The organism is Pseudomonas sp. SR18, assembly GCF_023701505.1.
Lineage (GTDB): Bacteria > Pseudomonadota > Gammaproteobacteria > Pseudomonadales > Pseudomonadaceae > Aquipseudomonas > Aquipseudomonas cyclaminis.
The window spans coordinates 1-25,485 of the sequence record NZ_JAMQAU010000007.1 but is presented as its reverse complement, the minus strand read 5'-3'; the positions used below and the strand labels follow the sequence as shown (position 1 = coordinate 25,485).

Sequence of the window (25,485 nt, the reverse complement as noted above, 5' to 3'; positions counted from 1 at the left end):
GCTTATGGTTAGAAGTGCTTAAATGCGTGTTTTATCGCTTAGCAAATGGAGTTGACCCTATGAGAAAACACACATTGTGGGCACTGTTATTACTGCTGACGGGGTGCAGTACAGGCCCCTATCTCCATCCCGAATCAGCGGTGGGCCAAAACGCCCTTCTCGAACGCACATGTCCTGGGCCGAAAACTGCGATGAGCTATGCGCCGCTTTCTGAAGAACTCGACTGGGTTCATGTTTTGGTTTATGCAGCGCCGCCGGGGACATCCAGCCTGCCGGGAAATATCCGATCAACCGAAACTGAGCTTCGCTTGTTTGGCCGCCTCTACAAGCCGCCTTACCTGCGTGACCTGCACACTCCGGAACAACGCAGAGCGGCCTTCAAAGAGACCCCGCCCGACCTTTGGGTGAGCGCCGCATCGCCGATGGTCACCGTGCAACTGGTTACAGGCCAGTCCTATCAGGTCAGCGTTGAACAACTGAAAACTGGTTTTGATCCGAGGAAAATCTTCCACTCCGGCTTCAAGGGAACGCCTTTAGGGAAAGGTGATATGGACGACTTCACCGTCACCTTTCCGGATATTTTCGTGAACGGTGAAAAAGTGCCGATGGCGCCTATCCACTTCAAGAAACGTGAAGAGCGCTACGCACCGGTATTCAATTGCTGAGTCAGGCGTACTAAAGAACGACTCTATCGCCGCGCAGCAAGCACCCCACACAAATCAGCGTCCTCGTCCCGCCAGTCGGCTTGCCATTCTTCATCAGCACACCGATCTTCGTTTCGATCACCTCGCGACCGCCGCAGCGATGGCACTGGACCATCGTTGCCGGCTTGGGCATCGCACGTACGCGCTTGCGCACCTGTTCCGCCGGAGTATCCGGGGCTGGCGTGCCTTGAATGAGATGAAGCTTGGGCTTGTCGGTCATGCAGCCATCTTAGCGAATGCCTGCGCGTCATGCTGCTTGATCTGCTCCAGGGTCAGCCACTCACCAGTTGGCGAGTAAAAATCCTCAAGGCTCCTGCCGTCCTTGTAAAGCTGGTACCGAATCGGCCCGAGCACCTGCGCCTTGCGCGCGTCCGACTGTCGGTCGAGCCATGTTCCGTAAGTCGTATCCCCCGGCACCTGGCCGTCCATGCTTGCCCGCTGACCTGGTGTCATCTCATCAATGGGAATACCAAGCTCTCGCCATGACTTGGTTCGCGGCGTTGAGGTGCTGCGACAGCAAAAGTGAATCCTCCCCGGACCTTGCAACCACGGCACCTTGTGCCCTATCGGCTTGTGCGTGCCGACCTCATACGAAAGCTTGTCCCGGATGATGCAATCGGTGGAGGTCTTCGTATCCAGAGTGCTGAGCCAATCTTCGGCCTTCAGGATCTCGCTGTTTGCCACGTTGAACTGTTCTCGTGCCGTGGCCGCTGTGTGGCTCACGGCCGTTTGCACGACTGCTGCCAAGTCTTTACGGGGCCGCTCAAGGAAGCCATCGGCATAGCCGGCCGCCCTGGTGCCGCGAATGCTGCGGATGATTTGGTCGGTGGTTTTGCCTTCCAGGTAGCCGGATCGGATCGCATTGCGCACCTTGACCATACGTTCAGCGCCAACCTGCTTGCCCCAGTCGCGCAACAGGCGTCCCTGGAACGGCCGAGACATCGCGGCGGCATAGGCCTGCTCAGAACTGATGCTCACCAGCGGAAAGCGCACGAGCACGGGCTCCGGCAGCGCCTGCTGAAACAGTGTTTGCTGCCAGTTGACCTCGTAGCCCGCAAGCTCCTGCAGGTCAGCCTCAAGCGCAGTGAACACCTGGTCGTAGGCTTGGGCGTTTACTGCCCTCACCTCGTCCAATAGCAGTTCAAGGCGCTCAACGGTGAACGATTCGGCGGGCATGCGCTCAAGGGCCTCGGTCAGCGCTGCGGATAGGCTGGCATCCGACCGATTCAACTGAGCAATGATGCGCCGCACCACGCCAAGTTTGTACTTCTCCAGCGATACCGCGTGAGCGATATGCTCGTCCTGAAGGATCTCGTTGACCGTTGCCATTTAGAGAGCTCCGAGCGCTGGCCCCTGGTCGGCGATCTTCTGCTTCTCGATCTCCCACTCAATGTCATCCGAGACCACGCCGCGGCGCTTGTACTCATTGAACAGGGTTTCGTCGGAGAGCCGGCCTTGGGTTGCCATATTGAGCAGCAGTGGAAGGGTTGTTTCCGGCGCAAAGTCCACGTCAAAGTTGCCATTCACCTTCACGTGGCCACCTTCCTTCTCGCTCTTCCAGAGCGCGAAATACTGAAGCACCTGGTCAAGCGTGTCTTCCAGTTGGCCAGCCATGGTTTGCAAGGGGCTCATCTCCTGAGCCGCCTCTTCCTCAGCCTGGGTCGCCGTCTTCGTGGACTGTTTGTCCTTCTGAAGCAGCTTGGCACCCGCGATGCGCATCTGATCCTCAAGGTCTTCCAGCGACTTGCGTCCAGCCTCAATGGCGGTGCCGGTGTGTTCCACCCACTTCATGTCGCCGCCGGTGGGCAGCTTGGTAGCGGAACTGGTCCCGACCTTGAGTTCAAAAGCGTCGTCGTCGATACCGGAGATCATCAGCATCGGCACCCGAGCGACGTGCAGGATGTTGTCCTGATCGCTTTGGGACTGCCAGTGCTTCTTGTTGAGGTGCGCCAACTCCAGCAGCGGCGGCGTCGCGGTCATGAAGCCCGTGCGTTTGGTGTAGTACGTAGCCAGTGGAATGACCGAGAACGTGCTCGCCCCCTCATCAAACTTGGTCCACTCCTTCTTCCCTTTTTCGTCTTCTGCCTTGCGGTACAGCCGCCAGCCGCCTGGGATCAACACCCTGATTTGCGGGATGATGGTCACGCCGAACTCGCCAGCGCGCTCTTCAACCACCTCTGCATACCAGAACTGGGACAGCGAGCATTCGCCGCCCTTTTCTTCGGTGAGCCAGCCAATCACCTGTTGCGGGTGAATCATCACCGCATACGGACGAACGCCGGCGGCCTTCTCGTCCGCAGCAGTGCGTACGACAGAGTTGCCTTGCTCGTCCTTCGTCTTCGGGTAATCAACCAGCACATGGCAAAGTCCGTGGGAAAGCCCGACCGTGAACAGCTGCTGAGCCCAGACCTGGAGGTTGTTGCCCTGGCGGTCGAAGTTCTGCACGTAGGCCTTGATCGAGTCGGGCACATCCTCGCCAAGCACAATGTTCTCGGCGAACACCCTGCCCTTCATGTTCTGGACCGTCTCGCTGAATGCAGGGAGCAGCGTGGAGAGCGACAGGCGCTCCTTGTAGGCGTCGTCATCTTCCTTTGGCCACTTCGGCAAGTAGAGCTTGCCCGCGAGTTGCATCGCCTTCGTTCCGCCCATCAGCGCGTCAACAAGAGCCCAGTCTTCGCGCATGGCGTCTACTGCCGGTAGCGTTTTGCTTGGGTCATTGCTCATGGGGGTCACATTCTCAGGGAGTTGGTGAAAGCAGTCCGCTTAACGATCGGGTACTCGCGATGGATGAAGTAGCCGCCTGCGTCGTTCGCGTGATCGATACCGGCGGTTTTGTCTGGCTCCCCGTTCGTGCCCCACACCTGCTGCTCCAGGCCGTCGGCGTAGGTTGGGCAGGTGAACGGGTTGATCAGGTAGCGGCGCTCGCCATGCGCATTGCAGAAGACGGCGTTCATTGCGTTGATTCGGTCCTTCACCGGCGGGTTCGCCGCTGGGGCGATGACCGCGAACCCGGCCTGCTTGAGCATGGCCAAGTCGGTGATGCTGGCGTTCACGGACTTGCGCGAATCGCCCGAGGCGTCCGGGTAGATCCTGATTTCGCAGGTCTTCTTGAAGTCGTTGCCGTCGTGCTGCCAGTAGCGTTCTTTGATCCGGCGAATCATGTCGGGCGTGTCGTAGCCGTCGACCAACTCATCCACGGCCCTGGGCAAACCTTGGTCGCGCTTGACGTGGGTGATCGCCGCCATCTTGCCGACGTTGAAGTCCATGCCAATGAACAGAGGCTCGCCGGACTGCACGGTGTCGAAGCACCCGTTCAGCTTGCGGTCGTAGGCCGTGTAGATCGTTCCAGACGTCAGGTTGACGAACTGCCCACGGAGATAGGCCTGAATCAATTGCGGCGGGTATGACTCCATCAGGGATGAGATGTAGTCATCCGGCAGGTTCAGTTCGTTGTCGAACGTGCTGGCCTGCACCAGGCCGTACATGTCATTGAGCGCGGGCTTATCACGCAGCTGTTTCACGAACTGCTGGTAGACGAACTTGAAGCCCTCAGGGGTTGTGGTTACGTCCACCCCGTTCTTGAGCCCCGGCAAGTTGTAACGCATCCGGGCAATGATCTTGCGCCAAGCCTGCTGAGCCTTCAGCAAGCTCATCACGTCCAGCTCATCGACCAAGGCCTGGCCGATCTTGAAGCCGACGATGGTCTGCGGCTTCTCCATCGATCGGCAAATCACAGTGCCGCGATACTGCCGGCCGCTGTAGATATGAACTTCGTGGTTCGCCTGGTTGATCTTGGTCTTCAGCCCCCAGTCGTAGGCCACCTCATCCATCGTCGGATAGAAGATATCCCGGATCTGCGGGTAAGTCGGTGCAAAGTAGCCAGCGTTGACGCCGGGCCACTCCATGAAGTGCTTGCTCAGTGCCGAACAGCCCACCCAGGTCTTGCCTGAGCCGAAGCCTGCAACGAACGCGCGGAATTTGTGAGGCAGCGTGAGGAACTGAGCCTGCGGAACGTTAAGGCTCGGCATTCGGCTTCCTCGCATCCACCACATCGACCTGGATGCGGGTCGGGATAACAGGCTCATCGCCTGCTTCTTCCTTCTTGGAGCGGTTGACGAACATATCGCCCGTTTCTTTCGCCGCCTGTTCGAGGATCTGCATGGCCAGGCCGATGTTCTTCATCGACTCGGCCCTCTCCACGAAACGGTTCATGGCACGGAGGCGGAAAGCGCGGTTGGCGATCGGGATCTCGGCGGTCTCTTCTCGGAATCGCTTGCGAGTGTCGTGAAACAGGGTCACCCACTTCTTTGCCAGGTCTCGCCCGGCGCGTTTGGTAGGGTCTTGGGCCTCGCACTGCTGGCGGGTCACCTCAATTCCGAATTCTTCTCGGACAGCTGCTGCAACCTGCGACGGAGTATCGAAGCACGCCAAGGCCTGAACCATGAAGCCTTTCACCTCATTGCTCAGGGCTGCCATAGGGTAAATTCCGTCTTAGGTCTGTCAGGGGTCAGGCCGATCTGAGCAGACAGGTTCCGCAGGCCCTCGCAATGTTCAATTTCCCCACCTCAGCAGGACTGTTTGCAGCATCCACCAACGCTTGAACGTCAGGGCTTGCACCATAGCGGCGGACCACACCGACAAACTCTTCCACGTCGTGGCCCTGCAGCTTGATCTTCGGTGCACCGTCTTGGGTGAATGCTGGTTGACCGTACTTGTCGGTCGCGTGAGCCAGGTGATACAGCTCATGCTCCACCACGGCACAGAAGTCGGTGTCGCTGCACTCGGCGCAGTAGTCAGCAGCCAGAGTAATGATGAAGTCCGGCACATCGCCGAACCAATCACGCATCTGTTGCTCCATCCGGGCTTTCTGCCAGCCACCAGCTCGGAACGCTACCTGCTCGGCCTGGCCAAGCACTGTCCTGCCCTGCTTCTCGAAGCTCGACGATGCCCACATGACCCGGATGTCTGCATCCAGTAAGTGGGCATGGTCTTCGTTGTGAATGCTGCCAGTGTCGGCGAGAACCTCGGCTTGAAGCCACTCCCATACCTCGGGTGCTGGCGTCAGGCGGATTCCGAAATCGGAAAGGTCGGACAGCTCAAGCAGTGACGATGGAGGGTACGGCCTGTCCATTTCCTCTCCCAATAAAAAGCCCCGCACTAGGCGAGGCTATATGGCACAACCTTCTTAGTGGGCGCCAAGAAGATAGATGATTGCGCCCATCACTTGATAAGCCGACAAATCTTCACCGGCTACAAATTGCGTACGAGAACTGATTGGCCGCTCGTCCGTCTCACCAAGATAGATCGTTCCACTCTTCGACACCCGGAACGAAGCTACTCGCAAAAATACAGGCTCGCCCTCTTCGTTGAAGCCTTTGCGGCGAACGCCCCATACGCCTTCTACTGACTCACCGTTGACCAGAAGGCTAAGCTGAGCCTTCGCGTCACCAAAAGGCGTCTCAAGCTCCACCGTGGTTCCGTCCGGTTGGACCATGAAACTGACTCCCCAGCGCTCCCTTACTGTCTCCTCTTGGCAAACAGCCGAAAGCCTAGCGATAAATTTCTTGGCGTGCTCTTTGATCCGTTCGCCGTCGAACTTCAGATTGTGTAAGGCGTCAACTTGATCCGGGGTGACTGATAATAAATCCATGTGAACCTCCTGTTCTATTTGAGCAGGCAGTATGCCACCACATTCAATTAATTCACTATCATCCAAAGAGGCAAATGTTTAGGCGATCGGATACTTGCCCGCGGCACACCTACCCTTCCCCGATGTCCAGCAGCACATCAATCAGCTTCTGCTCTCCCAAGCGCATGGCGCCCAGACATTGCAGGTCATCGCACTTGGGCCCGAGGCCGAACACGGTCACCTCTCCCTTCGCGCCGATCAGCGTCAAGGCGCCCACAGTGCACTCAGGATGCTCACCGGCATCGAGGTCGTCGGCGATCTTGCGCAGGGTCTTGGCTGCATCGCGCCAGTCTTCCCGCTTAAACTCAAGGACCTTGACGGTCATTGCGTCACCATCTGATGTGTCTGTGCGTGAGCATGGCCGTGCAGCAATCCAACGATCAAACCCTGGGGCAGCCCGGCTTCCTTAGCGGCATCCACGGCATCTGCAATGGCCTTGTCGATAGCGTTCACAGCAGCGTTGATGTCCGGGCTCATTGGCAGCACGTGCCGCAGGCGGGTTACGTTGTTCATCAGATGAATGGGTCGGCTGGCTTTGCGATGGATCGCACGAACCACATAAAGCCCTGCTGCAGGTTAGTCTTGGCCAGCGCCAACAGCCGCTGGTCAACACCTTCAATCTGGCCGATCTGTTTGAACAACTCGCCGGTGTCAGCCTCAAGGGCCTTGATGGAGTTCATGCCGTCAATCTCGGCCTGACTCAGGTCACGGTAGCCGGTGATTTTCTTGTGCTGGTTGTCCATAGAATTGCGCCTTTCTCGGTTATCGAAATGAAAAAGCCCGCAACTTGGCGGGCTTCTTGAAACTCAGGCAAAACACTTACAGAATGGCGGGAACTGACACGGTCACGAATTAAACTCCAGAGATTCAGTAGCTCTTGGGTTTGGCGGATTCAGCGCTTTTCTAACTTGAATATCAAGAAGGATCTTCATGTGCGCAAATGCTTCCTCATCGTTCGTGAAATGCTTGATCAAACCATTCACCTCGACGACCCATACGATCTTATGGCCAAGCTTTTTTAGGCGCGCCGGAACGTCTGCGCCTACCAGAAAATTGATTGTTACTGCCATTTTTACAAGCTCGCGATTGATGGCCTGCAAGCATATCAACCAAACAAAACGCCTTGCGGCTTTTTCGCGCCATGAAACGGACACATTTGAGTACGTGATGCGGATCAGCGCTTCCTCCGGTGGCAGTCGACCTGTCCAGGCTGTGCACTGAAACGCGGGTCCCGCAGGCAGTGCTCGCAGTTCAGCGTCCGGCACAGCCAGACCTTCACCCGCTGCCAGTACGTGACCATGAAGATGTGGCGGGCACCGGCCATGGCCAGCGCAACATGCAGTGTCAGCCCAGCAGTGGTCGGGCCGAAGAAGATGTTCTGGCTACGCACCATCACGACAAAACCGGTAATGGCGATCGTCGAGTAGATCAGCTTCCCGAGGATGCCGTCCCTAACCTTCCCGCTCAATACGCACCAGGCTGCCCACAGCGCGACAAGGCCGCAGGCGATGGAGTTGATCAGTTCAAGATTCATGGTGGATTGCCTCCCCCGAACCGCTGGCGGATAAGCGCCCAGAGGTCAGCGGCTTTGATGGCTCGATTGATTGCTGCCAGAAGCGAGCCGCCGAACGTGCCGAGGAGAAAACCAATCCCGGCGACGATCTTGGGCTCAGTGACATTCAGGTAGGCGCTCACCATGCTCGTCAGGTACAGAGAGCAGGCAACGCCGGTGACCAAGAACACCATCCAGGCGCGCCAGTCGGACAAGTCATCCTTGTGCCACCAGCTGGCAACAACGGCCCCAATGAGGCCCGCAATTAGCAATTCGAACCTGTCGATCTTGTCGAGCAGGCGCTGTAAATACTCCATGCGCTCGACTCCGGTGGCATGCTTAAAAAAGTAACACATATTTGTTGTATTAAAACAAATGTGTTGTAGAATTGGCTCATCCAAACAACGAGGGGGGTGATGAAGTTCAGCGAGCTCAGATGATGGTTGAAGGCCCACGGGGTGACTTTCGAATTAGGCATAGGAAGCCACTTTAAAGTCACCGCCCTAAACAGTAACAAGACCACCTTCGCGGATCACGGCGGCAAGGAAATGCCAGAACCGACCCGCAAGGCGATCATTAAACAACTGGGACTCAAAGAGCCCCCTCACTAAATCTGAATTGAACTCATAACCTCTGAGAGGAGTGACCATGCACGACTACGCGATTAGATTTGAACAAGACACAACTGGAATTGCTGTCTTCTGTCGGGATCTCCCGCAGCTGAATAGCTTCGGCGAAAATCAGGCTCATGCTCTTTCGGAAGCGTTGGACGCTATAGAGACAACACTTTCAATTTATGTTGATGAGCGCAAAGCCATACCTACTGCGTCCCTACCAGAGCCAGGAGAGTATGTCGTCCGATTGCCGGCAGTAACGGTGGCAAAAATCACACTGTGGAATGCAATGATGGAACGCGGAATGCGCAAAGCTGATCTCCGCCGCCTACTCGGTGTCCACCAGGTTCAAGGTGACCGACTAGTCGATTTCTTGCACACATCGAAAATCGAACAGGTGGAGGATGCTCTGAAGCATCTCGGACTGTCAGCACCGGCACCATATCAATCAATGCGATTCTTCTACGCGCCTCACAGGCATGGTCGTGACTTCGACAAACTTCGCATGTGGGCGCATTACGATCCACGAATCACAACCGAAGAAGCGAATGATATTGTTCTGAATACCCTTGCATCTGAGGTAACGCCTGAAGCGCTACGCACTTCTCTCGTACAGGTAATAAAGGATCATTTCAGATACTGGGCGTTCCCCTCTTTCTCCTCCCGAGCAAGAAAAGCCGACGCGGGAATTCTCTTCAACTACTCGGCGATGCCAAGCGGAATGAAACCGGACGATAGATGGCTGGAGCTTACCGCTGCTGAGCTTTACGAGTTAGACGAAGCTGCTTATCGAAACTTGTTAGGGCTACCTAAAAAAGCCTGACTCAATGGATCATCGGGGTCACACCACACTTACATATGCAAGGTACTGCATGTCCTCACGGACTGCCGGTGATGACCCCAACCGTGCACTAACCAGCTATCGACGTCCAGACCTTCCCGAGGACCACCTGAGATAGAGCTGAAGCTGTCAGTATAAGAACCCCGCTCTAAAGCAGGGCTTGACGGCTGAGGTCTATGGGTTAAATCAGATTCGTCCAGCCGTTAGAATGATCATTATTCCTAATGAGACTCTTCAGATGCACAACTGCGTTATCCACATCAGAGTCTTCGACGCCGCTAGTGTATAGAGGCACGTCTGTACGGCAATAGTAAGAGGGATCTGGAAGATCCTCTCCCCGACTGTTTACCTGACCCGGCTTCACTTGGATGATTAGCCAAAGCAAACTCTTACCGCCTTCAGTAGTAGTGGTAGTCGTAACGTCAAATTTAGGTAGGGCGGTTACAACTTTAAGAACCGCCTGACTTAAAGCAATTATCATTTTTGAGCTCCATGCACATACAAATATCAGGAGCCTTTGATGATACACAATAAAAACCCGGCGTTTGGCCGGGTTCAGGGTTTCGTGTGCGTTTCGCGTTACTTGTGCATTATGGGAAAAGTACGCGCAAAACCCCGTCATGTCAATATGATTATGCCGCCTCTTGATCTTTTTCCGCGTGGATCACCTGCCAAAGTGGCTGTTGAGCCTGGATATCCACTTCCTTTATCACTTCTTTCAGGGATTCCCACAGGTCGAGCCAGTCACGAGTCCAGTTCTTCGGGTCGATGGTGACACCGAAGAACGTGTTCATCTCGGCGGCCACCCGCGCCGGGCCCCACTCTGCCGATCCGGCGACCTCCCCCTTGTACGATTGCAGGGCCAGGGTAACCAGGTACTGCGCCTTCACGCGCTTAGCGGATGTCAGGTCTGGCAGCGCGGCCTTTGCGGTGATCAGCAGCACAGCATTCAGCAGGTGCCGCATGTTCATCGCTGGATGATAGAGATAGTGCCCGAACTGCTGCACCTGGAACGGAAGCGTGTCGATGGCGCGCAGTACTTTGCCGATGGTAGCCAGGTGTGCGGCGCGGGCAGTGGAACGGCCAAGGGGCGTCCCGCGCGTCTCGCTGATGCTGATCTTCTGGCGCACAACCTGGATGCGCTCTTCCTTGTCATCCCCCAGAGCAGCGAACACGGCCTCGGCGCGGCGCATGCGCTGGCCCTTCTTGATCGGCGCCGATTGAGCCTTGTCGATTGCCACAGCGCTGATCGACGCGTTCGATTCGTGTTGTGCTTCGGCCCATACCTGTCTTGCGTTGATCAGCTTCATGCGGCTTCCCCTTTTTTTAGTTCTCTGGTCATTGCCCGGTATTTGGCCTTGATGGCCTTGATCTCTTCCACGGTGTACTTGCAGGCAGCGTGCAGACCTTCCAGCCAGGCGACCTTCTCGGCGCCGATGCGCTGCACAAGGCGAATGCGGTACTCCACCGCGTTGCCGGATAGGTTGCGGTTGCACTTCACGCATTGGCGGTGGATGTTCAGCGGCTCGAAGCGCAGCTCCGGACAGGCGCCGACGGAGCGGTAATGCCCGGCGTCCCAGCGGCTACCGGTCATGAGGTCGTTGTCGTTCGGCGTTGAGTCGCAGCTGATGCACGGTAGTTGAGCGTCACGCAGGCGCACGTACTCGTTCACGGCGGCCTGGGCCTCCCGTAGGTGCTCCGCCCTGCTCTTCAGCTTCTCCTTCCGGACCTTTATGTCGCGGCGCCCTACTTCGGCCAGGGCCTTTCCGGCGATCGCCCGGCCCTTCTCTGACTTGCCGTGAGCAATGGCGCACTCGATCTCTCCGCAGACCACCAGCGATTCGCGCGATTTCGTGAACATCACCCTGCACTCGGGGCAGCGTTTACGCCGTGGTGGACCGGATTGGAGCGGAGTTTTCCGTTGCAGTGGAGTGCGCTTCATGCGGCCTCCTTGAATGCTTCGAACTCTGCCATTTCGGTCAGGCGCTCTTCCGTGAGCGTCGGCCAGTCGTGCAGCACCAGGTACGCGCAGCACTGGCGCCAGAAATCTTGGAAGACCTCTTCGCCCATTGAGTCGTACGAAAGGCTGCGGGGCGTCTTGCGGGTGAGCTGGCCCAGGCCGGGTATGTCGAATGCTTCCTCGTCGCAGTACACGCCTGACTCCAGCTGCAAGGCCTTGATGGCATCGTGGGACTGCTTGCCGGAGAACCGTTCGATGTTCTGGCTCAGCACCCGGCCCAGGCCGTGGACCAAACCGTTGAACCGTGGGTTGCGCGGCTGCTTGAGGTCGGCGCGGATCTTCGCGTTCATCTTGAATTCCCGCTCGCGCAGGATCGACCGGTCAGCGTCGGAGGACGGCACGAACGCGGCTACCTCCTTGCCGGTAGCAGGATCGACCAGGCGGCGCAGCACCAGGTACACAGGCATTGGGCGAGGTTTGGCTGGCTTGGTCATTGGGCACCACCATCCAAGCCTTCTGCTTCGCGTGTTTCGGATGATCCTGGTGCTGTTTGGGCACCGCCAGGATTGGTCAGATAGTGCAGTGCCAGCGGGCCGCACGTGATAACCGCAAGCATCAGCATGGGGCGCATGCCGCCGCCGACAAAGACGCCGATCACCGCATAAAGCGAACAGACAAAAAATGCGACCTGGGTGCGAGTCATGACTTCTCTCCCTTGCCCATGGCGCCGTCGAGCAGTGCGTCCAAGTCTTCGCCGATCATCCCTGTCGCGTGCGGGCCGATCCACTCCACGACCTCGATGTAGCCGCTACGAGCCTCGCGCAGCCACTGATACCGCGCAGCATTCTTGCGCAGCGCCGCCAGTTCTTCGGCGAAGCCCGGCCCCTTCAGGCGATCAAGCTCATCCTGAACGCCCTTCAGCGACAATTCATGCACGTTGCGCTCAGCCTCGATGCTGAGGCGCCAGGATTGAATATCGGACTTCAGCGTCTCGTTCTTGACCTTGAGTTGGTCGAGCTCGCTGGCAGCGTCAATCAACTTGGCTACATTGCAGTCGCATTGGCCGCGCCATTCGCCGACGATGTCATGCACATCACCGGTGTCGCCGTAGCTCCAGCAAGAAGGCCCGTTACGCCAAACCTCAAGCTCTTGCGCAAGATCACGTTCGGTCGTGCTCCGCAACTTCTTCAGCCGCTCGTTCTCGGCGATCAGGGCCAGAACCACACTTGGAGTGGCGGCATTCATGAATGCCACCGGGCAAGGGAGGTATGGCGAATTCGGATCTTCTTTAGCAGCCTCGGCCAGCCGCATCAATTCGATGTAGTCGGTCATGTCCGTTGCTCCCTGGCTACAAGGCGAATCCACTCCGCCCATGCGTGCTGGGTTTTCTGATCCACGTAAAAACCACCTGCCAGCTTCTCAAGGCTGAATCCCGCACCGATGGCGTGCTTTTGGAATTTCTCGCTTTCGGCTGCGAAGTCAGGCTCAAAACTTTTTTGTTCACTCATGTCAAAACCCTTCCTTGCCGCGCTGCGATTCCCACTCAAACGCCACACCAATGCAGCCGTTCTCGCGGATGCGGTCGACACAGCGCACGCCCAGGGCATCGTTCAGCTCGGCGGGCGAGAGGTTGCTGACGATGATCATCGGGCGCCCCTGCTCATACCGGCCGTTGATGATGCTGAACAGCGTGGCCAGCTCGAACTCGCTTTGCTTGGTGGCACCTACTTCGTCCAGTACCAGAAGGTCAGCGCCGATCAGCTCACGCATGATGTGGGCTTCGGTTTCGCCAGACTTGTCGCTGAAGGTCGCCTTGATATCGCTGATGACGGAGCCGACAGTGCGGTAGATCGCCTTGACCAGGTACTCGTTAATCAGTGCGCTCGCTGCGGATGTGGCCAGGTGTGTCTTGCCGGTACCGACCTTGCCCAGGAGTAACATGCAGCGCCCTTCCTGCTTGTGTTTCGAGAAGTTGTCGACGTACTCCATGCAGGCGTCCAGAGCGACTTGCTGTGCCGGCGACGACGCCACAAAGCTGGCGAAGGACTTGTTTGCGAAACGCTTGGGAATCATGGCGGCGTCGTGCTGCAGCGTCCGGAACTGAAAGCGCTTGCGCTCAAGTTCTTCCATGTCGCGCTTGTCACTCGCGCAGATCGGGCAACCAGAAACGCCGCCGCCCCTGAGCATCACCGCCGAGTATTCACCGTGGGTGCCACAGCTCGCCGGCTGGCGGCCAATGACGCCGAATTTACGGTCCAAGTGCGGGCCGAGGTCAGAGACGGAACGTGCCATTGGCGTTCTCCTTGGTGCCTGCTTTGTAATCGCGGCTCTCGGTCAGGGTGTGCCTTGCAATGGCTTGGGGTTTTGGGAATGGGCGGATATTGCTCGCTCGGTTCTTGTCGTCCCTCACCCATTTGACCAGTAGCGACACCCATTTGGATTGAGTTTGCAGGAGGCCTGCTGTTTCGTGATGAGCGGTGAACGGGGCCACAGCGTCCTTGGTGAACAGCTCAGTCGAGACGCCGAAGTGCACGCAATACGTCTTCAGCAGATTGGCGTCAGGCATCCAATCCAGCGTCATCTCGACAGGGGTCTTTGGGTCAACAGGTGGCTCGGCCTCTTCCGGGGGAAGGTCTTCGAGATCATCGAAGCCTTCGAAGCTTGAGCCCGGAATTTCTTCACCCGCGTTGAGAGAGTGGTGTTGATCTTGATTCAGAGAATCAATGATTCCGGAATCAGGAATCAGGATTCCACAATCAGGAATCAGGGCGTTATCGAACGGTGGGTTAACAGGCTCTAACGGTTCTTTAACGTTAAAAGACTGTTCACCCACAAGAACCTTACGTTGAGAGCCTGCGACTACAACGTTCTTTTTCCGTTCGTAAACAGTGAGGTAACCGTTAATGTCTGGGAGTGTGCTGTCCTTTTCCGAGCCGTGCGGGCTCTGGTGCTTTTGGAAATTGATGATTTCAATGACCGAAAATCCTGCCACCTGGTAGCGAAAAATGAACCCAGCAGCAGCAAGGCGTGCCAGGCCTTCTTCCACGTTGTAGTCATCGCACGGGAACAGTTCGATCTTGATTCGCTTCACGCGATCCTCAAGGCGCCCCTCCCGATCTGCCAGGCACCACAGACCAATGAAGGCCAGGCGGTCAAATGCTGGAAGCTCGACCAGCAGCTCGTTGCTGAACAGGCCGGGCTTGATGTTACGTGCTCTGGCCATTACGCAGCCCTCAGTGCTTTGTCGTGGGTGAATAGGCCGTCCCAGGTCTTCTTCATAGGCAGCTCGCCGGCCAGGTAAAGGTCGTACATGCGTGCAGCGCCCTTCTTCAGCAGAACAGGCGTGTAGGAGATGAAGGGGTCTTTGCCGTGTGGGGTGACTTCGTGCTGGTGCTCGGTCATGTACTTGTCGCGCGCATAGGAGCCAACACGGTGACGTAGGCCGGACTTGCTCTCGTTGTAGAGCCAGCTGCGAGCTTCCAGATACTTGCCCACCTGCATGACGTTGACCCCATTGAGGCCCTTGCAGAACTGGGTGTGGGTCATGCCTTCCTTGAATAAGTTCTCCAAGGAATGGATCTTGGTTGCCTGAGCCTGCACCTCAACGCTCAACTGAAGGCGAGCCTGTTCAGTCGCCTGCTTCTGCTCTACCTCGTCCGCCCATGCGCGGGCAGCCGCTGCCGGATTTGAGAAGTCAGGGAGGGTTGCAATGACACGGCCACCTTCCAGTTCTCGCCAGCGCTTGATAACGGCCATGCGCATTGCCGCGCTGTAGCCGGTGAGAAGGCAGTCGGTATGCTCCCGGTCGAGCAAATACTCCGTCTGCTGGCGGTTCATTGTGTCCAAATAGATCCGTCCAAAACTGGACGCATCTTCTTCGAGTTCGCCAAGCATCTTTTCCACGTCGCGCTTAACGTGCTGATGTTGCTTGCCGGTCAATTCGGCGATTTCCCGAGACGACATTGTCCGCGCCACGTTTTGCGATTGCGAAAAACGTGGCGCGAGATTGTTGGGGGTATTGACGGGGATGGATTGTGTATTCATGATCACCTCGCTGATGTAGCAATGAGCCAGGCCACGAACCTGGCTTTTTTGTGCCTGCGATTTATGCGCGGGCTTTGTGCAACTCAATTACCGCCCCGATAGCCTCAAGGCTCGCCGACATGTACTTGGCGTGCAGGGCCCGGATCTTCTTTGCTTCGTTCGAATCGATTTCGCCGTCTTCCAGGGCGGAAGCCACCATCTGGTCAAGCGCACCACGCTGTGCGGATGCAGCCAGCGAGCGCTGATACAGATCGACGTTGTCCAACTCCCCGGCTTCCGGGATCTTCACGAACACGCCGCCGTACATCGCGCAGATGTAGTCCGGCAGGTGCTCGGTCTTCGTTTCGCTTTCCAGCACGAAGATCTCGGCATCGCTCAGCGGCTTGCACCCGGCGGTTTCATAGATCTGGTTCTCCAGGCGCTTGTCCTTGATGCCAAGGCGAGCAGCTGCGCAATCCATCCCACCAGGGAAAGCGTTGGACACGGCTGCCATTACTTGGCGGCGGGTCTCTAGTACGGGCGTTTTCATGTCCTAGTTTTTCCTTGGGTCGTTTGCGGTCAAGATTGCTTCGTCGCTGGAATGGGCATGGGGCGCTCATATCTGGCATGAGCAAAATTCCGGACTTTTTAAGGGCGTAAGAAATGCGTTAAGCGGCGATCGGGTAAATATCTGGACGAAGCTCATGGCGTGGAATGCCGGTGGCTTGCTCTACTGGAATAACGCGCTCAGCTGGGATGCGACCTGTTGCGCACCACTTCTGAACGTTTTGAGGCGTACAGCCAAGAACGCGAGCAAGGGCGGACTGGCTTCCTGCTGCTTCAGCTGCACGCACGGCTGCGTTCTGGTTCATAGGCACCTCTAAAATTTGACTTACAACGCAAAGTTACAACCTTTGCCCGAAAACTACAACTGAGAATTGCAATGCTGGTTACAACGACTAGTTGTAAAGTGTCTCTATGAGCACAATCGGAAAAAGAATCGCTGCTGCGCGAGAGGCTGTCGGGCTGAACCAGTCGGAACTCGCTCGTCTATTGGGAGTTAAGCCTCAGTCCGTCCAGGCTTGGGAGGCAGACAAAAATGTTCCCCGCCCGAAGAAACTTGAAGGAATTGCAGGCGCGCTGAAGGTTTCAATCTCCCACTTGATGGGCGAATCGGGCTCATTTAGCACTCCACACTTCACTCCTCTGACGGGCTCCGAAATCAAAGGCGCTGCGGCCAAAAACCTGAGGATCAGCTCGTCCGGCGGAGTGGAAAAAATCCTCCGTGATGTAGTGTCCCGAGCGCTTCAGAAAGGGGAGCTCGGAGAGAGTGATGTGTCACTTCTTACAGCCATGGCAAAGGTCATGATTGAAAGAAACGTTTCCTCGGGGGAAAACGTGCCAAATCTTCCTGATGAATTGGATGCACTCGCAGAATCCGCGTTTAAAAATGCAGACGCTGGCGGTGATTCGGGAGATATGGTGAAGATGATCGGTCATGGCCTTAAGAAGTCAGTAGCCAAGGAAAGCGGCCCTACACATGCAAAACGCAAAACCGGAACCGATTGACATTCCACTCGCCCTTTATCTCCAGGGCGAGGCTGTTATTGACCCAGACGTAAAGGGTCAGCACCCACTTTTCTACGGCACCATCAGCGGGCTGAAAGGCTACCGTAGAGACCTTCATGCATACATAAAGGTATTGCCTGCCGAGCGATTGTTCGCCGAAACCATGAGCGCGAGCATCGGAAGATATTTTGGCCTACCTATTCCCCTAACTGCTCTTGCGGTTGCCCGCGGAAAAGACGTTGGGCGAGGACAGGGTAAGTGCATCGTATTGGCTAGCGTGGACACCAATGCGGTGCCTATGAGCCGCGTGATCAATTTCGACAAGGTCTCACACTTACTCAATAAGTGGTCACACCTGCATGCCGCCATTGTCTTCGACGAACTCCTCGCTAACACCGACAGGAATTTGCGCAACCTCCTTATAGGTGGCGATGGAGCTATTTGGCTGATCGACCACGAGGAGGCGCTATCAGCACCAAGCCTCCAAGCGAGCGAAAATATCCGGAACCATCTTCTGGGGATGGTCATCGGAGAGGTGTCTGAGTTTGAAAGACACCAGGCGTCCAAAAAGCTGAAAGATCGATCTGCGCCAGCATATACTGCTAACTTCAGGAGCCATGCTGCGGCGAGTCAGCCGCATTACTGCCAAGTCGACCAGGCCCATGTCGACAAAGTGGTGGACTTCCTCGAGTCACGCGTAAAACATATGAGTGCTCTAATGGATGGGGCTCTCGGCTTCAAACAGAAAACCATGGCGGTCTAAAGGATGCTCCCAGATCTCTCTGAATTCCCCAGCTTTCCTGAGTATGAGGCGGATTGGGCCCCTGTTTACCTGGAGCCCATCGTTCAGTCCGGCGAGCGTCTAACTATTGCAGTGGTCGCAGCTTCTGGCGACGAGGTCAACGGCTGCCTCACTATTAGTGAGAAGGCCTTGAAATGCCTATATGGCAGCTCGGCGGTAGGCATGCAACGAATGATGGGGCTTGCGTTGTCCCGCGCCCTGGAGTTTGCCGAAGGCGGCTTCGGAGGGCAGTTCTCATGCGGCATTCACGGAGTAGTCATCGGCAAGACCCGCAGGGGGTTGGGCAACAACATGACCCATATCCTCCAACAAGCATCCAGCCTTACCTCAAGCCTTTCCACCGTTCATGCCTCGGCTCTGATGGAAGAGGACGAAGAGTCTGACGATCCGGTTGCCTACGAGGCAAATCTTGGCCAGCTACGATCTGACATACAGGATCGAGTGCTGGGCATTCTCCCCCGCCTGAGGGATCGCTTTAACTTGCCTTTGCATACCCAAGCAATTCAGGGATCGCGTGGCAGCCTGTTCTTTGCTGGTAATCGCATGGCAGCCAGCCTGGCCAAGATAAAACCGTCGAAGCAAATAAGCCGCCACGTAGACGGCGCCAAGAGCCGACTATGGGATCTGCATTTCGTTAAGCATAAGGTCGCCGACGCCCCGCAGAATAAATGCACCCTATTCATCTGGACGCCAAAGGAGCTAGACAGGTTTGATCCCTCGCTTATAGCAGAATACGAGCAAAGTCTTGAGGATCTCCAGCGCCAGAGTCTTGAAGACGGCATTGAGCCACACATTTTTTACGGCGCCGAAGAGGCAGCCGCTGCCATCATTGATTACGAGCGTGCTGCCTAGTCAGGCCTCCCCGTAACGCTCCCCCCATCTAAGAGCACCTATAAGCCCCTGATTCCTAAGGGGCTACAATTTTCATCGTCCATAATTACAATTTAGAGTTGCAGATTACAATTTTGGGTTGTAGATTGAATCCATCGAGTCACCCAACAGGGACTCGTCAGGGCCTCACAGCCCGCCGCTCTTTAGCGACACCCCTTGCCGGATCACCGCCGGCTCAGATTCAAAGGCAGCGATGAACCGGCCTAAACGGTTCAGAGGGTTGGCAACTGACCCGGGCGTGCAGCGTAAAGCGCCAAGAACAGTTATCCAGCGGGAGAACAAGCCGAAAGGCCCGCGGCTGGAGTGACATTTGATTCAACCCGGTGACCGACGCCAGTAGCGGGTCACGGCGGAAGTTTTCACTGATGCACCCAACTGCAGCTCGGTCGGGTGCATTGGGAAAACAACCGGGAGTCACAAATGAAAGTCGACAACGAAGTAATGGCGCTGCTCAGCGCCTCGCGCACCGAAGACAACAAGCTGTTCATCACCGGCGGCCAGCTCGATAAGACCCTGTACCAGCGCCTCGACAAGACGCTCAAGGCCGCCGGCGGCAAGTGGAACACCAAGGCAAAAGCCCACTTGTTCGCCGGTAACGCTGCCGACGCAATCGAAAACATCCTGATGACCGGCGAGGTTACTGTTCCGCAGGATTTCGGCTTCTTCCCCACACCGCCGCACGTTGCAAAGCAGGCTGCGGATCTCGCAATGATTGGCGACGGGATGATGGTGCTGGAGCCAAGTGCGGGTCGCGGCGCCCTAGCGGTGGCCGCCAACTCAGCAGCGGTAGGCGTCATGGTCGACATGCACGAACTACTGCCGGACAACCATAAAGCGTTGATTGAACTGAGGCTGCCGCTGTCGGGTGTTTCTGAGCCTGGCGACTTCCTACAGGTTGAGCCAAAGCCCATCTACGACCGGGTGCTGATGAATCCGCCGTTCGACAAGAAACGCAGTGACATTCATCACGTTGTCCATGCCCTCAAGTTCCTGAAGCCCGGTGGCCGATTGGTGGCGATCATGCCTTCCGGTGTGACCTTCCGCGATGACGCTCTGACCCGAGACTTTCGCGGGATTGTGGAGCAGCGCGGCGGCAGTATCGAAACCCTGCCAGAAGCCTCATTCAAGCAAGCCGGAACGATGGTCAATACCGTATTGGTGGTGATCCCAGCTACAGCCTGACAACCAGCCCCTTCAACGTTCGGAGGGGCCGGACAAAACTACTGAACTTATGGGGTCTTTACTCAGGATCTACTTCTTCAGCCAACTCAATCAATTGAGCAGCTAGATCCCTTAAAAACGTACCGTCAGATGGGAGCTCAAAAGTCGTGTATGACTTCTGCGAATCATCTCCGGCGTAGTTAACCCAGACGGTATTGTAATCCCAGTTTATGTAAAGGCCTGAAGCCTTAATCTCGATCCGCTTACCTTTCTGGCTATGAACCGAGGCTGTGAAGCCTTCCGGCAGTTCAACAAATTTTCCCTTCTGAGTTTTAAAACCCATGACCATCTCCTGTTCAAAAATGGAAGATGTCACTTAGCTATCAACCTGTCTAGCGTGAGTTTCTTCACCCCCCCCCAAAAAATCAAGCCTCTATCGATTCAACAATCGATAAGCGCTTCCCCGCCTATACCCGTCAGCACTCCTCCCCCGCGCCCATCGGCAACCAGCGGGAGGCATGAGTGTTGACGAATACAGGTGAACAACCCGCCACCTTGGAGGCGACGATGAACGCAGCATTGAAGATTTGCCAGGAGCGTTACGACGCTCAGTTGCCTCCAGAGGTCAGCGAGGCGAGCGCGGAGCAGGAGTGGCTGGAACACTCGGCCGAGCAGCTGGTGTGCGGGATGGACATCAAGTGGAAGCGCCGCTACGGTCAGCCGCAGGTAGTGACGTTTGACCGGTTCTGCACTTACCTGCAAGGCCACCTGAACCAGCGCCAAATCGACGGCCTGGACGAGCGCGACTCACTTGCCCGGCTGTTCCTGTCTTCGATCCTGGGTAGCCAGGCGGATTCACGCGGCCACGCCGCTGAGCTGATGGGTGAACAACGCCCCATCGAAGCCGCTGAACGGATCGCCATGGACCTCCTGAAGCCCTACGCAGCCGACGCGGCTACAGCAGAGCGGGAAGAGGCGGAAGACGACGTGGAGAGCGAACTATGAGCCCGCACATCCTCATCGACGAAGCGCTTGAAGCCCTGGAGCATCCTGGCATCGAGCCAAGCGCCCAGATCGTAGTCCAGCGGATGATCACCAATATGCTCACCGGCAGCGTGATCTCCATCGAAGAATTCAACCACTACTGCAAGCGCCTGCTCAAGATCTGCCAGCAGCGCAAGGAGGCAGCGTGACAACAGCACCGGTTAAATCACTGGTCGACGAGCAGCTCGAAGACATCAGCGCTCACAACCTGCGTGAAGCCTACAGCCTGGCCGAACGCCGCGGCTTCTTCGGCGCGCCGGTTGAGCAGTACGCAGAACCTGGTTACGGCGGTCGCGTCCTGCAGGTGCTGCGATACCGAAAGCAGGATCAGTGATCGTCACCAGCTTTCGCCGCGTTTTGAGCATCCCTGGCAGCCTTGCGATCTGACGCAGCCTTTTTGCGATCAGCGGCCGCTTTTAGGGCGACGTCCCTTGAAAGCTCAAGAATCGTATTCGAGGCGCTCTGGTAGGAATAGTAATAGCCTTTTCCTTGAGGCTCATAAATATAGCTATCCCGTCCAGTTAATGCCTTATATATCAGAGGCATGCCCAGAGCCGTAGCAAGATTAATCATCGTCTCTTCAAGTGTCGATCGTTGATCAAGACGCGTGTTTTTGATGGTCGCTCCGTAGAAACCACACCGTGGTATCGGGGCTTTCACGATCTTCGCCTTAGCCATTCCCTGACCTCATTACATCGGTAATTGAGGGAATATCTCACACCCGCCTAAATCATGAAAAGCGCCCCGCAAGGATGGCGCGGGAGATAGTCATGCTCGCAGCAATTGCAGATCGCATCCGTTCCAAGTCCTACGAACTTCCCCTGTCCCGCGATTACGTTCGCCATTGGGGCCTGAAAGAGGCCATCCGGGAGCTGGTCCAGAACGCCCTGGATAGTGAGTCACCTTTCGAATACGCCTTCGCTGACGGCCAACTGTTCATCACCAGCCGCTTTGCAAGGCTGGAGGCCAGCACCCTGGTGCTGGGCAGCACATCCAAGGCAGATCGGTCAGACGCCATCGGCAGTTTTGGCGAGGGCTACAAGATTGCCCTGCTGGTACTTACCCGCCACGGCTACGACGTGAAGGTCTGGAACGGCAACAAGCAGTGGGTACCTGAGTTTCGACACAGCGACCAGTTCGATGCGGAGGTGCTGTGCATCAACGAAACACCGGCGCACCGCCAGAATCAGGGTGTTGAATTCGTCGTCTCGGGCCTCACCGAGGATGACGAAGCCGAAATTCGTAGCATGTGCCTGCGCATGCAGCCCTCGATGAGCGATGTAATCGGCACCAAGTACGGCCACATCCTGCCCTCCCGGCCTGGAAAGCTCTACGTCGGCACCCTTTTCGTTTGCGATACCGACCTGACCTACGGCTACGACATCCTCCCCGAATACCTGCAGCTTGAGCGTGACCGCCAGACGGTTAGCGGCTGGGATTTGAAACAGGTATCCAAAAACGCCTGGATCGACACCGGACGCCTGGACGAGGTCGCAGAGAAGATCGAAGCGGGCATTCCCGACGTTGAATATGTCGAGTACGGCAGCACCGAGTTGGTGAAAGAAGCCTGCTACAGGCTCTTCCAGAAGAAGCACCCAGGCGCCATCGCCGTGCAATCCCAGGAAGAGCTGAACAACCTGGTCAAGCAAGGCATGACCAATACCGTGGTGGTACGCGGCGCGTACTACTCGCAAATCGCCAACTCGACCTCGTACAAGCAGCAGGTCGCCCACGTCGTAGCCATTCAGACGCCTAAGGCGGCTTTGGAAGAGTGGTACCGCGACAACAAAAAATACATGAGCAGGCTGCCGGCGGCTTCCTTCAAGGAGTTGGTCAAGCGCGCAAGCGGCTGGAGGAATAAATGATGTCCACGAATATGCGGATTTGGGACCAGGTCAGCAAGACCGACACCAGCCATACGAAAGCGGCAAAGGTCGGTGGGCAAAACATCACCAGCCTCAACGGAACGGCGATGATCATGAAGGCCACCGAGATCTTCGGCCCTGTCGGCATTGGGTTCGGTTGGAAAGTTACCGAAGAGCGCTTCGACGAAGGCTCTGAAATGGTCAGTGGCGAAGGCGACAAGCGCATCGTGCTAGGTCGAGAACTCAACCACACCATCAAGATCAGCTTCTGGTTTGAGCTGGATGGTAAGCGCGGCGAGATCGAGCAGTACGGGTGTACCCGCTACCTCTACAAATCCACCTATGGCACAACCACCGACGGAGAAGCGCCGAAAAAGTCGCTGACCGACGCCATCAAGAAGTCCCTGTCGATGCTCGGTTTCAGCGCTGACGTGTTCTTGGGCATGTTCGACGACGCCGGCTACGTTGAACAGCTCAAAGGTGAAGAGGCCATTGCGAGCGCTGATGACAAGGACGCCGAAATCCTGCGCCAAAAGCAGGAGCGAGTGGACTGGCTCGCCTCGGCGGTTGAGACCATCGGAAAGGCCGTCACTGTTTACGAACTCAAAACCTTGAACGTGAAATACATCCGCGAAGCCACTCGCCGCAATGAGCCCGCGTTCATCGCACGTATCACTCGCGCATTCGAAGAACGCAAAGCCAGCCTTGAGAAAGGCACGGAGGCAGCAGCATGACCCAGCTCTACGCACTCACCGGCAAACTCGCCGAACTCCAAGCCATGGCCGACACCGACGATGAAGGCCTGAAAGAGGCCTTGCAGCACGCCATGGACGAGGTTCAAGGCGACTTCAACATCAAGGCCGACAACATCGTTATGTTGCGTCGCAATATCGAAAGCGACGTGACCGCCATCGAAAACGAAATCGAACGCTTGGCCGAACTCAAGCGGATCAAGTCCAACAGCGTGGCACAGATCAGCGACTACCTGCGCCGCAACATGGAAGCCGCCAATATCAAGTCGATCAAGCGTCCGCTCTTCACCATTACCCTGGCGATGGGAAGCGAACGGGTGATCGTCGACAACGAAGACGCCGTGCCGGACGAGTTGACCACTGTGAAGTCGAGCATTGCTCCGGACAAAAAAGCCATTGCCTCCAAGCTCAAGGAGATCCGCGAGCATAACGAGGCGGTCCGTAAGCGCATGTCCGCCGGCGAAGATGCCGAGCATGAGCTGATCGAAGAGCCGAAATGGGCTCACCTAGAGCGCGGCGACAGTTCAATCCGCATCAAGTGAGGTAATCATGATCAGCAACCACCTCAACCTGGTTGAACAGCAGCGTCTGCACGCCGACTCAATATCGGTGCGCACGGCGCAGTTCCTAGCGGCCGGCGGAACGATTTACCTGGGCGAAAGCCCGGCGATCAACCCGCCGCCGGCGAAGCGCTCCACCAAGATCGACCCCGACACCATCCTCAAGCGCCGCAAGCCGCCCATCACTCGGGCCGAGCGTGAGGCGCTGCGCAAACTAGCGGAGGCATTATGAGCAAGCGCAAGCCGCATAGCCTGCAGGCACGCATCGCCCGGTCGTGCCGCTCGCTGCTGGCCTCCAACCACGTCGCCGTCGTAAATATCGACCCCAGCGGCCGACAGGGCATGATTAATTACAAGTCGCTGAAGAACATCGCGCCCGGGAAGATCGGCCAAGCCGTTTGCGGTATCCCCCACCGCTGGACGATCTACCTGAGCGCGCTTTGCATCGACGCCCGCGGCGACCGCTACAGCAAGTCGGTGGAGGTGGCGCCCGATGGCGTTTACCTCTCCGATCACCTGGAGGACGTAATCGAGCATTGCTACAAGAAGCTGCGCGACGAGGCCAATCAAAGCCAGATGGTGGCTTCGGGCTGGATCGCCATTCCTGAAGCGATGTCGCTGGACGAGGCGCACGCCGCGCGGATCTTCGAAGCCGTCGGCGCTTGGCACCAGGTGAAGGTCGACTCATGCGCCGCATAGCCCGCGTACAGCAACGCAAACGTCAAACCTGGCTCGCACTGCCGGCCAGCGGAATAGAAGAGGTAGGCCATGGCAGCAGTACCCCAGAAAGAACGCTCGGCCAAGTCTGCCAGGAAGCGAGTGGCAGTTGCGGAGGAAGAGCTTAGGCTTCGTGTCCGCCCAGGCACCCGGCAGGCCCTGGCCGACCTGATGGAGTGGTCAGGCATTACTGAGCAGGGCGAGGCGATGACGCTGATGATTCATCACCTGCATGCGATGGGTTCCGCAAAGTGCCAGCCGCTGCTGAATCCGCCGCGCCACGTTTTCGAACCTACAGAAAGTGTGGCGCGGGAATTCCGAAATAAAAGCCTGCTCGCCATTAGGAAAGACCCCGGCGACGAGGTTATCGGGCCAACTATTTAAGCGGTGCAGGAGGTGTTGCATTGACAACAGGGTCTGCGACATCAGCTGGCTGCCCAGTCTCAACGTCACGAATTTCATACCTCCACCATGTCAACGATGATATTCCGTAAAGTCCATAGGTACGGCCGCCCACCAGATCAACAGTCATTTCAATCGGAGCAGTTTGCTGTTGCGCGGTAATAAACTTACGAACTTGAATCTTATGCCTTCCTGCACCCAGTCGGTACTCACTCTGGCGGCTCAACCAATAAAGGGTTTGATCGTCGTCGATCTTAAATATTGTTAATGATTTGTCGAACTGTTGGATCGTAGCGATTTGGGAGCTTGATTTTCCTTCCGCACTTTTGTGCTCGTAAT

At 56.7% G+C, this 25,485-nt stretch carries 43 protein-coding genes; 16 read left to right on the top strand and 27 right to left on the bottom strand.

All coding sequences use genetic code 11. The features are described from left to right. The first annotated feature begins 59 nt into the window (after positions 1-59). A complete protein-coding gene (locus NDJ82_RS12345; protein WP_216091642.1) occupies positions 60-665 on the top strand; it encodes a hypothetical protein in 606 nt (201 codons plus the stop codon). Between the two features lie 10 nt (positions 666-675). Here NDJ82_RS12345 and NDJ82_RS12340 read toward each other — a convergent pair whose 3' ends face one another. The 13 genes from NDJ82_RS12340 to NDJ82_RS12280 form a co-directional block, all read right to left on the bottom strand. Beyond that, on the bottom strand, positions 676-924 hold the full coding sequence (locus NDJ82_RS12340) for a hypothetical protein (protein WP_250925576.1): 249 nt from the start codon (positions 922-924) through the stop codon (positions 676-678). Continuing rightward, a complete protein-coding gene (locus tag NDJ82_RS12335; RefSeq protein ID WP_250925575.1) occupies positions 921-2,033 on the bottom strand; it encodes a hypothetical protein in 1,113 nt (370 codons plus the stop codon). The genes NDJ82_RS12340 and NDJ82_RS12335 overlap by 4 nt, the downstream gene beginning before the upstream one ends. Next, the gene (locus tag NDJ82_RS12330; RefSeq protein WP_250925574.1) at positions 2,034-3,428 is read right to left on the bottom strand and encodes a DUF4055 domain-containing protein; all 1,395 of its coding nucleotides are present in this window, start codon (positions 3,426-3,428) and stop codon (positions 2,034-2,036) included. It lies immediately after the preceding gene. Positions 3,429-3,433: 5 nt separating this feature from the next. Beyond that, on the bottom strand, positions 3,434-4,732 hold the full coding sequence (locus NDJ82_RS12325; protein WP_250925675.1) for a terminase large subunit domain-containing protein: 1,299 nt from the start codon (positions 4,730-4,732) through the stop codon (positions 3,434-3,436). After that, a complete protein-coding gene (locus NDJ82_RS12320; RefSeq protein ID WP_250925573.1) occupies positions 4,719-5,180 on the bottom strand; it encodes a DUF2280 domain-containing protein in 462 nt (153 codons plus the stop codon). Before NDJ82_RS12320 ends, NDJ82_RS12325 begins: the two co-directional genes overlap by 14 nt. Positions 5,181-5,211: 31 nt before the next feature. Next, entirely contained in the window at positions 5,212-5,835 is a 624-nt protein-coding gene (locus tag NDJ82_RS12315; RefSeq protein ID WP_250925572.1) for a putative metallopeptidase, read from the bottom strand. Between the two features lie 54 nt (positions 5,836-5,889). Then, complete coding sequence (locus tag NDJ82_RS12310; protein ID WP_068931898.1) at positions 5,890-6,354, bottom strand: hypothetical protein; 465 nt, start codon at positions 6,352-6,354, stop codon at positions 5,890-5,892. A 109-nt stretch (positions 6,355-6,463) separates the two neighbouring features. Then, positions 6,464-6,718 carry a hypothetical protein gene (locus tag NDJ82_RS12305; RefSeq protein ID WP_068931899.1) on the bottom strand — a complete coding sequence of 85 codons (255 nt, stop codon included), beginning with the start codon at positions 6,716-6,718 and terminating at the stop codon, positions 6,464-6,466. Next, a complete protein-coding gene (locus NDJ82_RS12300; protein ID WP_250925571.1) occupies positions 6,715-6,906 on the bottom strand; it encodes a hypothetical protein in 192 nt (63 codons plus the stop codon). The genes NDJ82_RS12305 and NDJ82_RS12300 overlap by 4 nt, the downstream gene beginning before the upstream one ends. Beyond that, positions 6,906-7,136 carry an Acb2/Tad1 domain-containing protein gene (locus NDJ82_RS12295; RefSeq protein WP_250925570.1) on the bottom strand — a complete coding sequence of 77 codons (231 nt, stop codon included), beginning with the start codon at positions 7,134-7,136 and terminating at the stop codon, positions 6,906-6,908. Before NDJ82_RS12295 ends, NDJ82_RS12300 begins: the two co-directional genes overlap by 1 nt. A 102-nt stretch (positions 7,137-7,238) precedes the next feature. Next, positions 7,239-7,547: a hypothetical protein gene (locus tag NDJ82_RS12290; protein ID WP_250925569.1), complete on the bottom strand. Its 309-nt coding sequence runs from the start codon at positions 7,545-7,547 to the stop codon at positions 7,239-7,241. A 20-nt stretch (positions 7,548-7,567) separates the two neighbouring features. Further along, positions 7,568-7,927 (bottom strand): hypothetical protein, encoded by a 360-nt coding sequence (locus tag NDJ82_RS12285; protein WP_250925568.1) that lies wholly within the window; start codon positions 7,925-7,927, stop codon positions 7,568-7,570. Beyond that, positions 7,924-8,262 (bottom strand): hypothetical protein, encoded by a 339-nt coding sequence (locus NDJ82_RS12280; RefSeq protein ID WP_003175039.1) that lies wholly within the window; start codon positions 8,260-8,262, stop codon positions 7,924-7,926. Before NDJ82_RS12280 ends, NDJ82_RS12285 begins: the two co-directional genes overlap by 4 nt. Positions 8,263-8,388: 126 nt before the next feature. Here NDJ82_RS12280 and NDJ82_RS12275 point away from each other — a divergent pair, with 126 nt between their 5' ends. After that, entirely contained in the window at positions 8,389-8,556 is a 168-nt protein-coding gene (locus NDJ82_RS12275; protein WP_250925567.1) for a type II toxin-antitoxin system HicA family toxin, read from the top strand. A 37-nt stretch (positions 8,557-8,593) separates the two neighbouring features. Then, entirely contained in the window at positions 8,594-9,382 is a 789-nt protein-coding gene (locus tag NDJ82_RS27665; RefSeq protein WP_502941238.1) for a type II toxin-antitoxin system HicB family antitoxin, read from the top strand. Between the two features lie 650 nt (positions 9,383-10,032). Here NDJ82_RS27665 and NDJ82_RS12265 read toward each other — a convergent pair. The 11 genes from NDJ82_RS12265 to NDJ82_RS12215 all read right to left on the bottom strand — a co-directional run bounded on the left by NDJ82_RS12265 (position 10,033) and on the right by NDJ82_RS12215 (position 16,255). Then, complete coding sequence (locus NDJ82_RS12265; RefSeq protein WP_250925566.1) at positions 10,033-10,710, bottom strand: bacteriophage antitermination protein Q; 678 nt, start codon at positions 10,708-10,710, stop codon at positions 10,033-10,035. After that, the gene (locus tag NDJ82_RS12260) at positions 10,707-11,342 is read right to left on the bottom strand and encodes a recombination protein NinG (protein WP_250925565.1); all 636 of its coding nucleotides are present in this window, start codon (positions 11,340-11,342) and stop codon (positions 10,707-10,709) included. The genes NDJ82_RS12265 and NDJ82_RS12260 overlap by 4 nt, the downstream gene beginning before the upstream one ends. Further along, the gene (locus tag NDJ82_RS12255; protein WP_250925564.1) at positions 11,339-11,854 is read right to left on the bottom strand and encodes a hypothetical protein; all 516 of its coding nucleotides are present in this window, start codon (positions 11,852-11,854) and stop codon (positions 11,339-11,341) included. Before NDJ82_RS12255 ends, NDJ82_RS12260 begins: the two co-directional genes overlap by 4 nt. Then, positions 11,851-12,063, bottom strand: coding sequence for a hypothetical protein (locus tag NDJ82_RS12250; protein WP_250925563.1), 213 nt, complete (start codon positions 12,061-12,063; stop codon positions 11,851-11,853). Before NDJ82_RS12250 ends, NDJ82_RS12255 begins: the two co-directional genes overlap by 4 nt. Beyond that, positions 12,060-12,692 (bottom strand): hypothetical protein, encoded by a 633-nt coding sequence (locus tag NDJ82_RS12245; RefSeq protein ID WP_250925562.1) that lies wholly within the window; start codon positions 12,690-12,692, stop codon positions 12,060-12,062. Before NDJ82_RS12245 ends, NDJ82_RS12250 begins: the two co-directional genes overlap by 4 nt. Next, complete coding sequence (locus NDJ82_RS12240) at positions 12,689-12,868, bottom strand: hypothetical protein (protein ID WP_250925561.1); 180 nt, start codon at positions 12,866-12,868, stop codon at positions 12,689-12,691. The genes NDJ82_RS12245 and NDJ82_RS12240 overlap by 4 nt, the downstream gene beginning before the upstream one ends. Position 12,869: 1 nt before the next feature. Then, positions 12,870-13,652, bottom strand: coding sequence for an ATP-binding protein (locus NDJ82_RS12235; RefSeq protein WP_250925560.1), 783 nt, complete (start codon positions 13,650-13,652; stop codon positions 12,870-12,872). Further along, positions 13,633-14,583: a DnaT-like ssDNA-binding domain-containing protein gene (locus tag NDJ82_RS12230; RefSeq protein ID WP_250925559.1), complete on the bottom strand. Its 951-nt coding sequence runs from the start codon at positions 14,581-14,583 to the stop codon at positions 13,633-13,635. Before NDJ82_RS12230 ends, NDJ82_RS12235 begins: the two co-directional genes overlap by 20 nt. Beyond that, positions 14,583-15,404: a Rha family transcriptional regulator gene (locus NDJ82_RS12225; RefSeq protein WP_250925558.1), complete on the bottom strand. Its 822-nt coding sequence runs from the start codon at positions 15,402-15,404 to the stop codon at positions 14,583-14,585. The genes NDJ82_RS12230 and NDJ82_RS12225 overlap by 1 nt, the downstream gene beginning before the upstream one ends. A 61-nt stretch (positions 15,405-15,465) precedes the next feature. After that, positions 15,466-15,933, bottom strand: coding sequence for a YmfL family putative regulatory protein (locus NDJ82_RS12220; protein ID WP_048365773.1), 468 nt, complete (start codon positions 15,931-15,933; stop codon positions 15,466-15,468). A gap of 118 nt (positions 15,934-16,051) precedes the next feature. After that, positions 16,052-16,255, bottom strand: coding sequence for a transcriptional regulator (locus NDJ82_RS12215; RefSeq protein WP_082152922.1), 204 nt, complete (start codon positions 16,253-16,255; stop codon positions 16,052-16,054). A 106-nt stretch (positions 16,256-16,361) separates the two neighbouring features. Between NDJ82_RS12215 and NDJ82_RS12210 the strand changes: the two genes are divergently transcribed. The 4 genes from NDJ82_RS12210 (at position 16,362) to NDJ82_RS12195 (ending at position 19,827) form a co-directional block, all read left to right on the top strand. Then, positions 16,362-16,952, top strand: coding sequence for a helix-turn-helix domain-containing protein (locus tag NDJ82_RS12210; protein WP_250925557.1), 591 nt, complete (start codon positions 16,362-16,364; stop codon positions 16,950-16,952). Then, on the top strand, positions 16,924-17,715 hold the full coding sequence (locus NDJ82_RS12205; RefSeq protein ID WP_250925556.1) for a HipA family kinase: 792 nt from the start codon (positions 16,924-16,926) through the stop codon (positions 17,713-17,715). Before NDJ82_RS12210 ends, NDJ82_RS12205 begins: the two co-directional genes overlap by 29 nt. Positions 17,716-17,718: 3 nt before the next feature. Continuing rightward, a complete protein-coding gene (locus NDJ82_RS12200) occupies positions 17,719-18,606 on the top strand; it encodes a hypothetical protein (protein ID WP_250925555.1) in 888 nt (295 codons plus the stop codon). A 459-nt stretch (positions 18,607-19,065) separates the two neighbouring features. Beyond that, a complete protein-coding gene (locus NDJ82_RS12195; protein WP_250925554.1) occupies positions 19,066-19,827 on the top strand; it encodes a DNA methyltransferase family protein in 762 nt (253 codons plus the stop codon). A 58-nt stretch (positions 19,828-19,885) separates the two neighbouring features. On the opposite strand, the gene NDJ82_RS12190 is transcribed toward NDJ82_RS12195, so the two are convergent. Next, positions 19,886-20,149, bottom strand: a complete 264-nt coding sequence (locus NDJ82_RS12190; RefSeq protein WP_250925553.1) for a hypothetical protein — start codon at positions 20,147-20,149, stop codon at positions 19,886-19,888. A 224-nt stretch (positions 20,150-20,373) separates the two neighbouring features. On the opposite strand from NDJ82_RS12190, the gene NDJ82_RS12185 reads away from it, so the two are divergent. The 3 genes from NDJ82_RS12185 to NDJ82_RS12175 are packed head-to-tail and all read left to right on the top strand — an operon-like array spanning position 20,374 to position 21,184. Beyond that, a complete protein-coding gene (locus NDJ82_RS12185) occupies positions 20,374-20,811 on the top strand; it encodes a hypothetical protein (RefSeq protein WP_284738595.1) in 438 nt (145 codons plus the stop codon). Continuing rightward, complete coding sequence (locus tag NDJ82_RS12180; protein WP_250925551.1) at positions 20,808-20,999, top strand: hypothetical protein; 192 nt, start codon at positions 20,808-20,810, stop codon at positions 20,997-20,999. The genes NDJ82_RS12185 and NDJ82_RS12180 overlap by 4 nt, the downstream gene beginning before the upstream one ends. Then, positions 20,996-21,184 carry a hypothetical protein gene (locus tag NDJ82_RS12175; protein ID WP_250925550.1) on the top strand — a complete coding sequence of 63 codons (189 nt, stop codon included), beginning with the start codon at positions 20,996-20,998 and terminating at the stop codon, positions 21,182-21,184. The genes NDJ82_RS12180 and NDJ82_RS12175 overlap by 4 nt, the downstream gene beginning before the upstream one ends. On the opposite strand, the gene NDJ82_RS12170 is transcribed toward NDJ82_RS12175, so the two are convergent. Further along, positions 21,178-21,528 carry a hypothetical protein gene (locus tag NDJ82_RS12170; protein ID WP_250925549.1) on the bottom strand — a complete coding sequence of 117 codons (351 nt, stop codon included), beginning with the start codon at positions 21,526-21,528 and terminating at the stop codon, positions 21,178-21,180. The genes NDJ82_RS12175 and NDJ82_RS12170 overlap by 7 nt on opposite strands. Positions 21,529-21,620: 92 nt before the next feature. Here NDJ82_RS12170 and NDJ82_RS12165 point away from each other — a divergent pair, with 92 nt between their 5' ends. The 6 genes from NDJ82_RS12165 to NDJ82_RS12140 all read left to right on the top strand — a co-directional run bounded on the left by NDJ82_RS12165 (position 21,621) and on the right by NDJ82_RS12140 (position 25,128). After that, complete coding sequence (locus NDJ82_RS12165) at positions 21,621-22,715, top strand: hypothetical protein (RefSeq protein WP_250925548.1); 1,095 nt, start codon at positions 21,621-21,623, stop codon at positions 22,713-22,715. Beyond that, entirely contained in the window at positions 22,712-23,449 is a 738-nt protein-coding gene (locus NDJ82_RS12160; protein ID WP_250925547.1) for a hypothetical protein, read from the top strand. Before NDJ82_RS12165 ends, NDJ82_RS12160 begins: the two co-directional genes overlap by 4 nt. Beyond that, positions 23,446-24,009, top strand: a complete 564-nt coding sequence (locus NDJ82_RS12155) for a siphovirus Gp157 family protein (RefSeq protein WP_191948089.1) — start codon at positions 23,446-23,448, stop codon at positions 24,007-24,009. Before NDJ82_RS12160 ends, NDJ82_RS12155 begins: the two co-directional genes overlap by 4 nt. 7 nt (positions 24,010-24,016) lie before the next feature. After that, positions 24,017-24,259 carry a hypothetical protein gene (locus NDJ82_RS12150; protein WP_250925546.1) on the top strand — a complete coding sequence of 81 codons (243 nt, stop codon included), beginning with the start codon at positions 24,017-24,019 and terminating at the stop codon, positions 24,257-24,259. Next, the gene (locus tag NDJ82_RS12145) at positions 24,256-24,726 is read left to right on the top strand and encodes a hypothetical protein (protein ID WP_250925545.1); all 471 of its coding nucleotides are present in this window, start codon (positions 24,256-24,258) and stop codon (positions 24,724-24,726) included. The genes NDJ82_RS12150 and NDJ82_RS12145 overlap by 4 nt, the downstream gene beginning before the upstream one ends. 69 nt (positions 24,727-24,795) lie before the next feature. Then, positions 24,796-25,128, top strand: a complete 333-nt coding sequence (locus NDJ82_RS12140) for a hypothetical protein (RefSeq protein ID WP_250925544.1) — start codon at positions 24,796-24,798, stop codon at positions 25,126-25,128. Here the strand turns inward: NDJ82_RS12140 and NDJ82_RS12135 are convergent. Further along, the coding region (locus NDJ82_RS12135) for a hypothetical protein (protein WP_250925543.1) at positions 25,121-25,485 on the bottom strand (365 nt) is incomplete at its 5' end. The genes NDJ82_RS12140 and NDJ82_RS12135 overlap by 8 nt on opposite strands.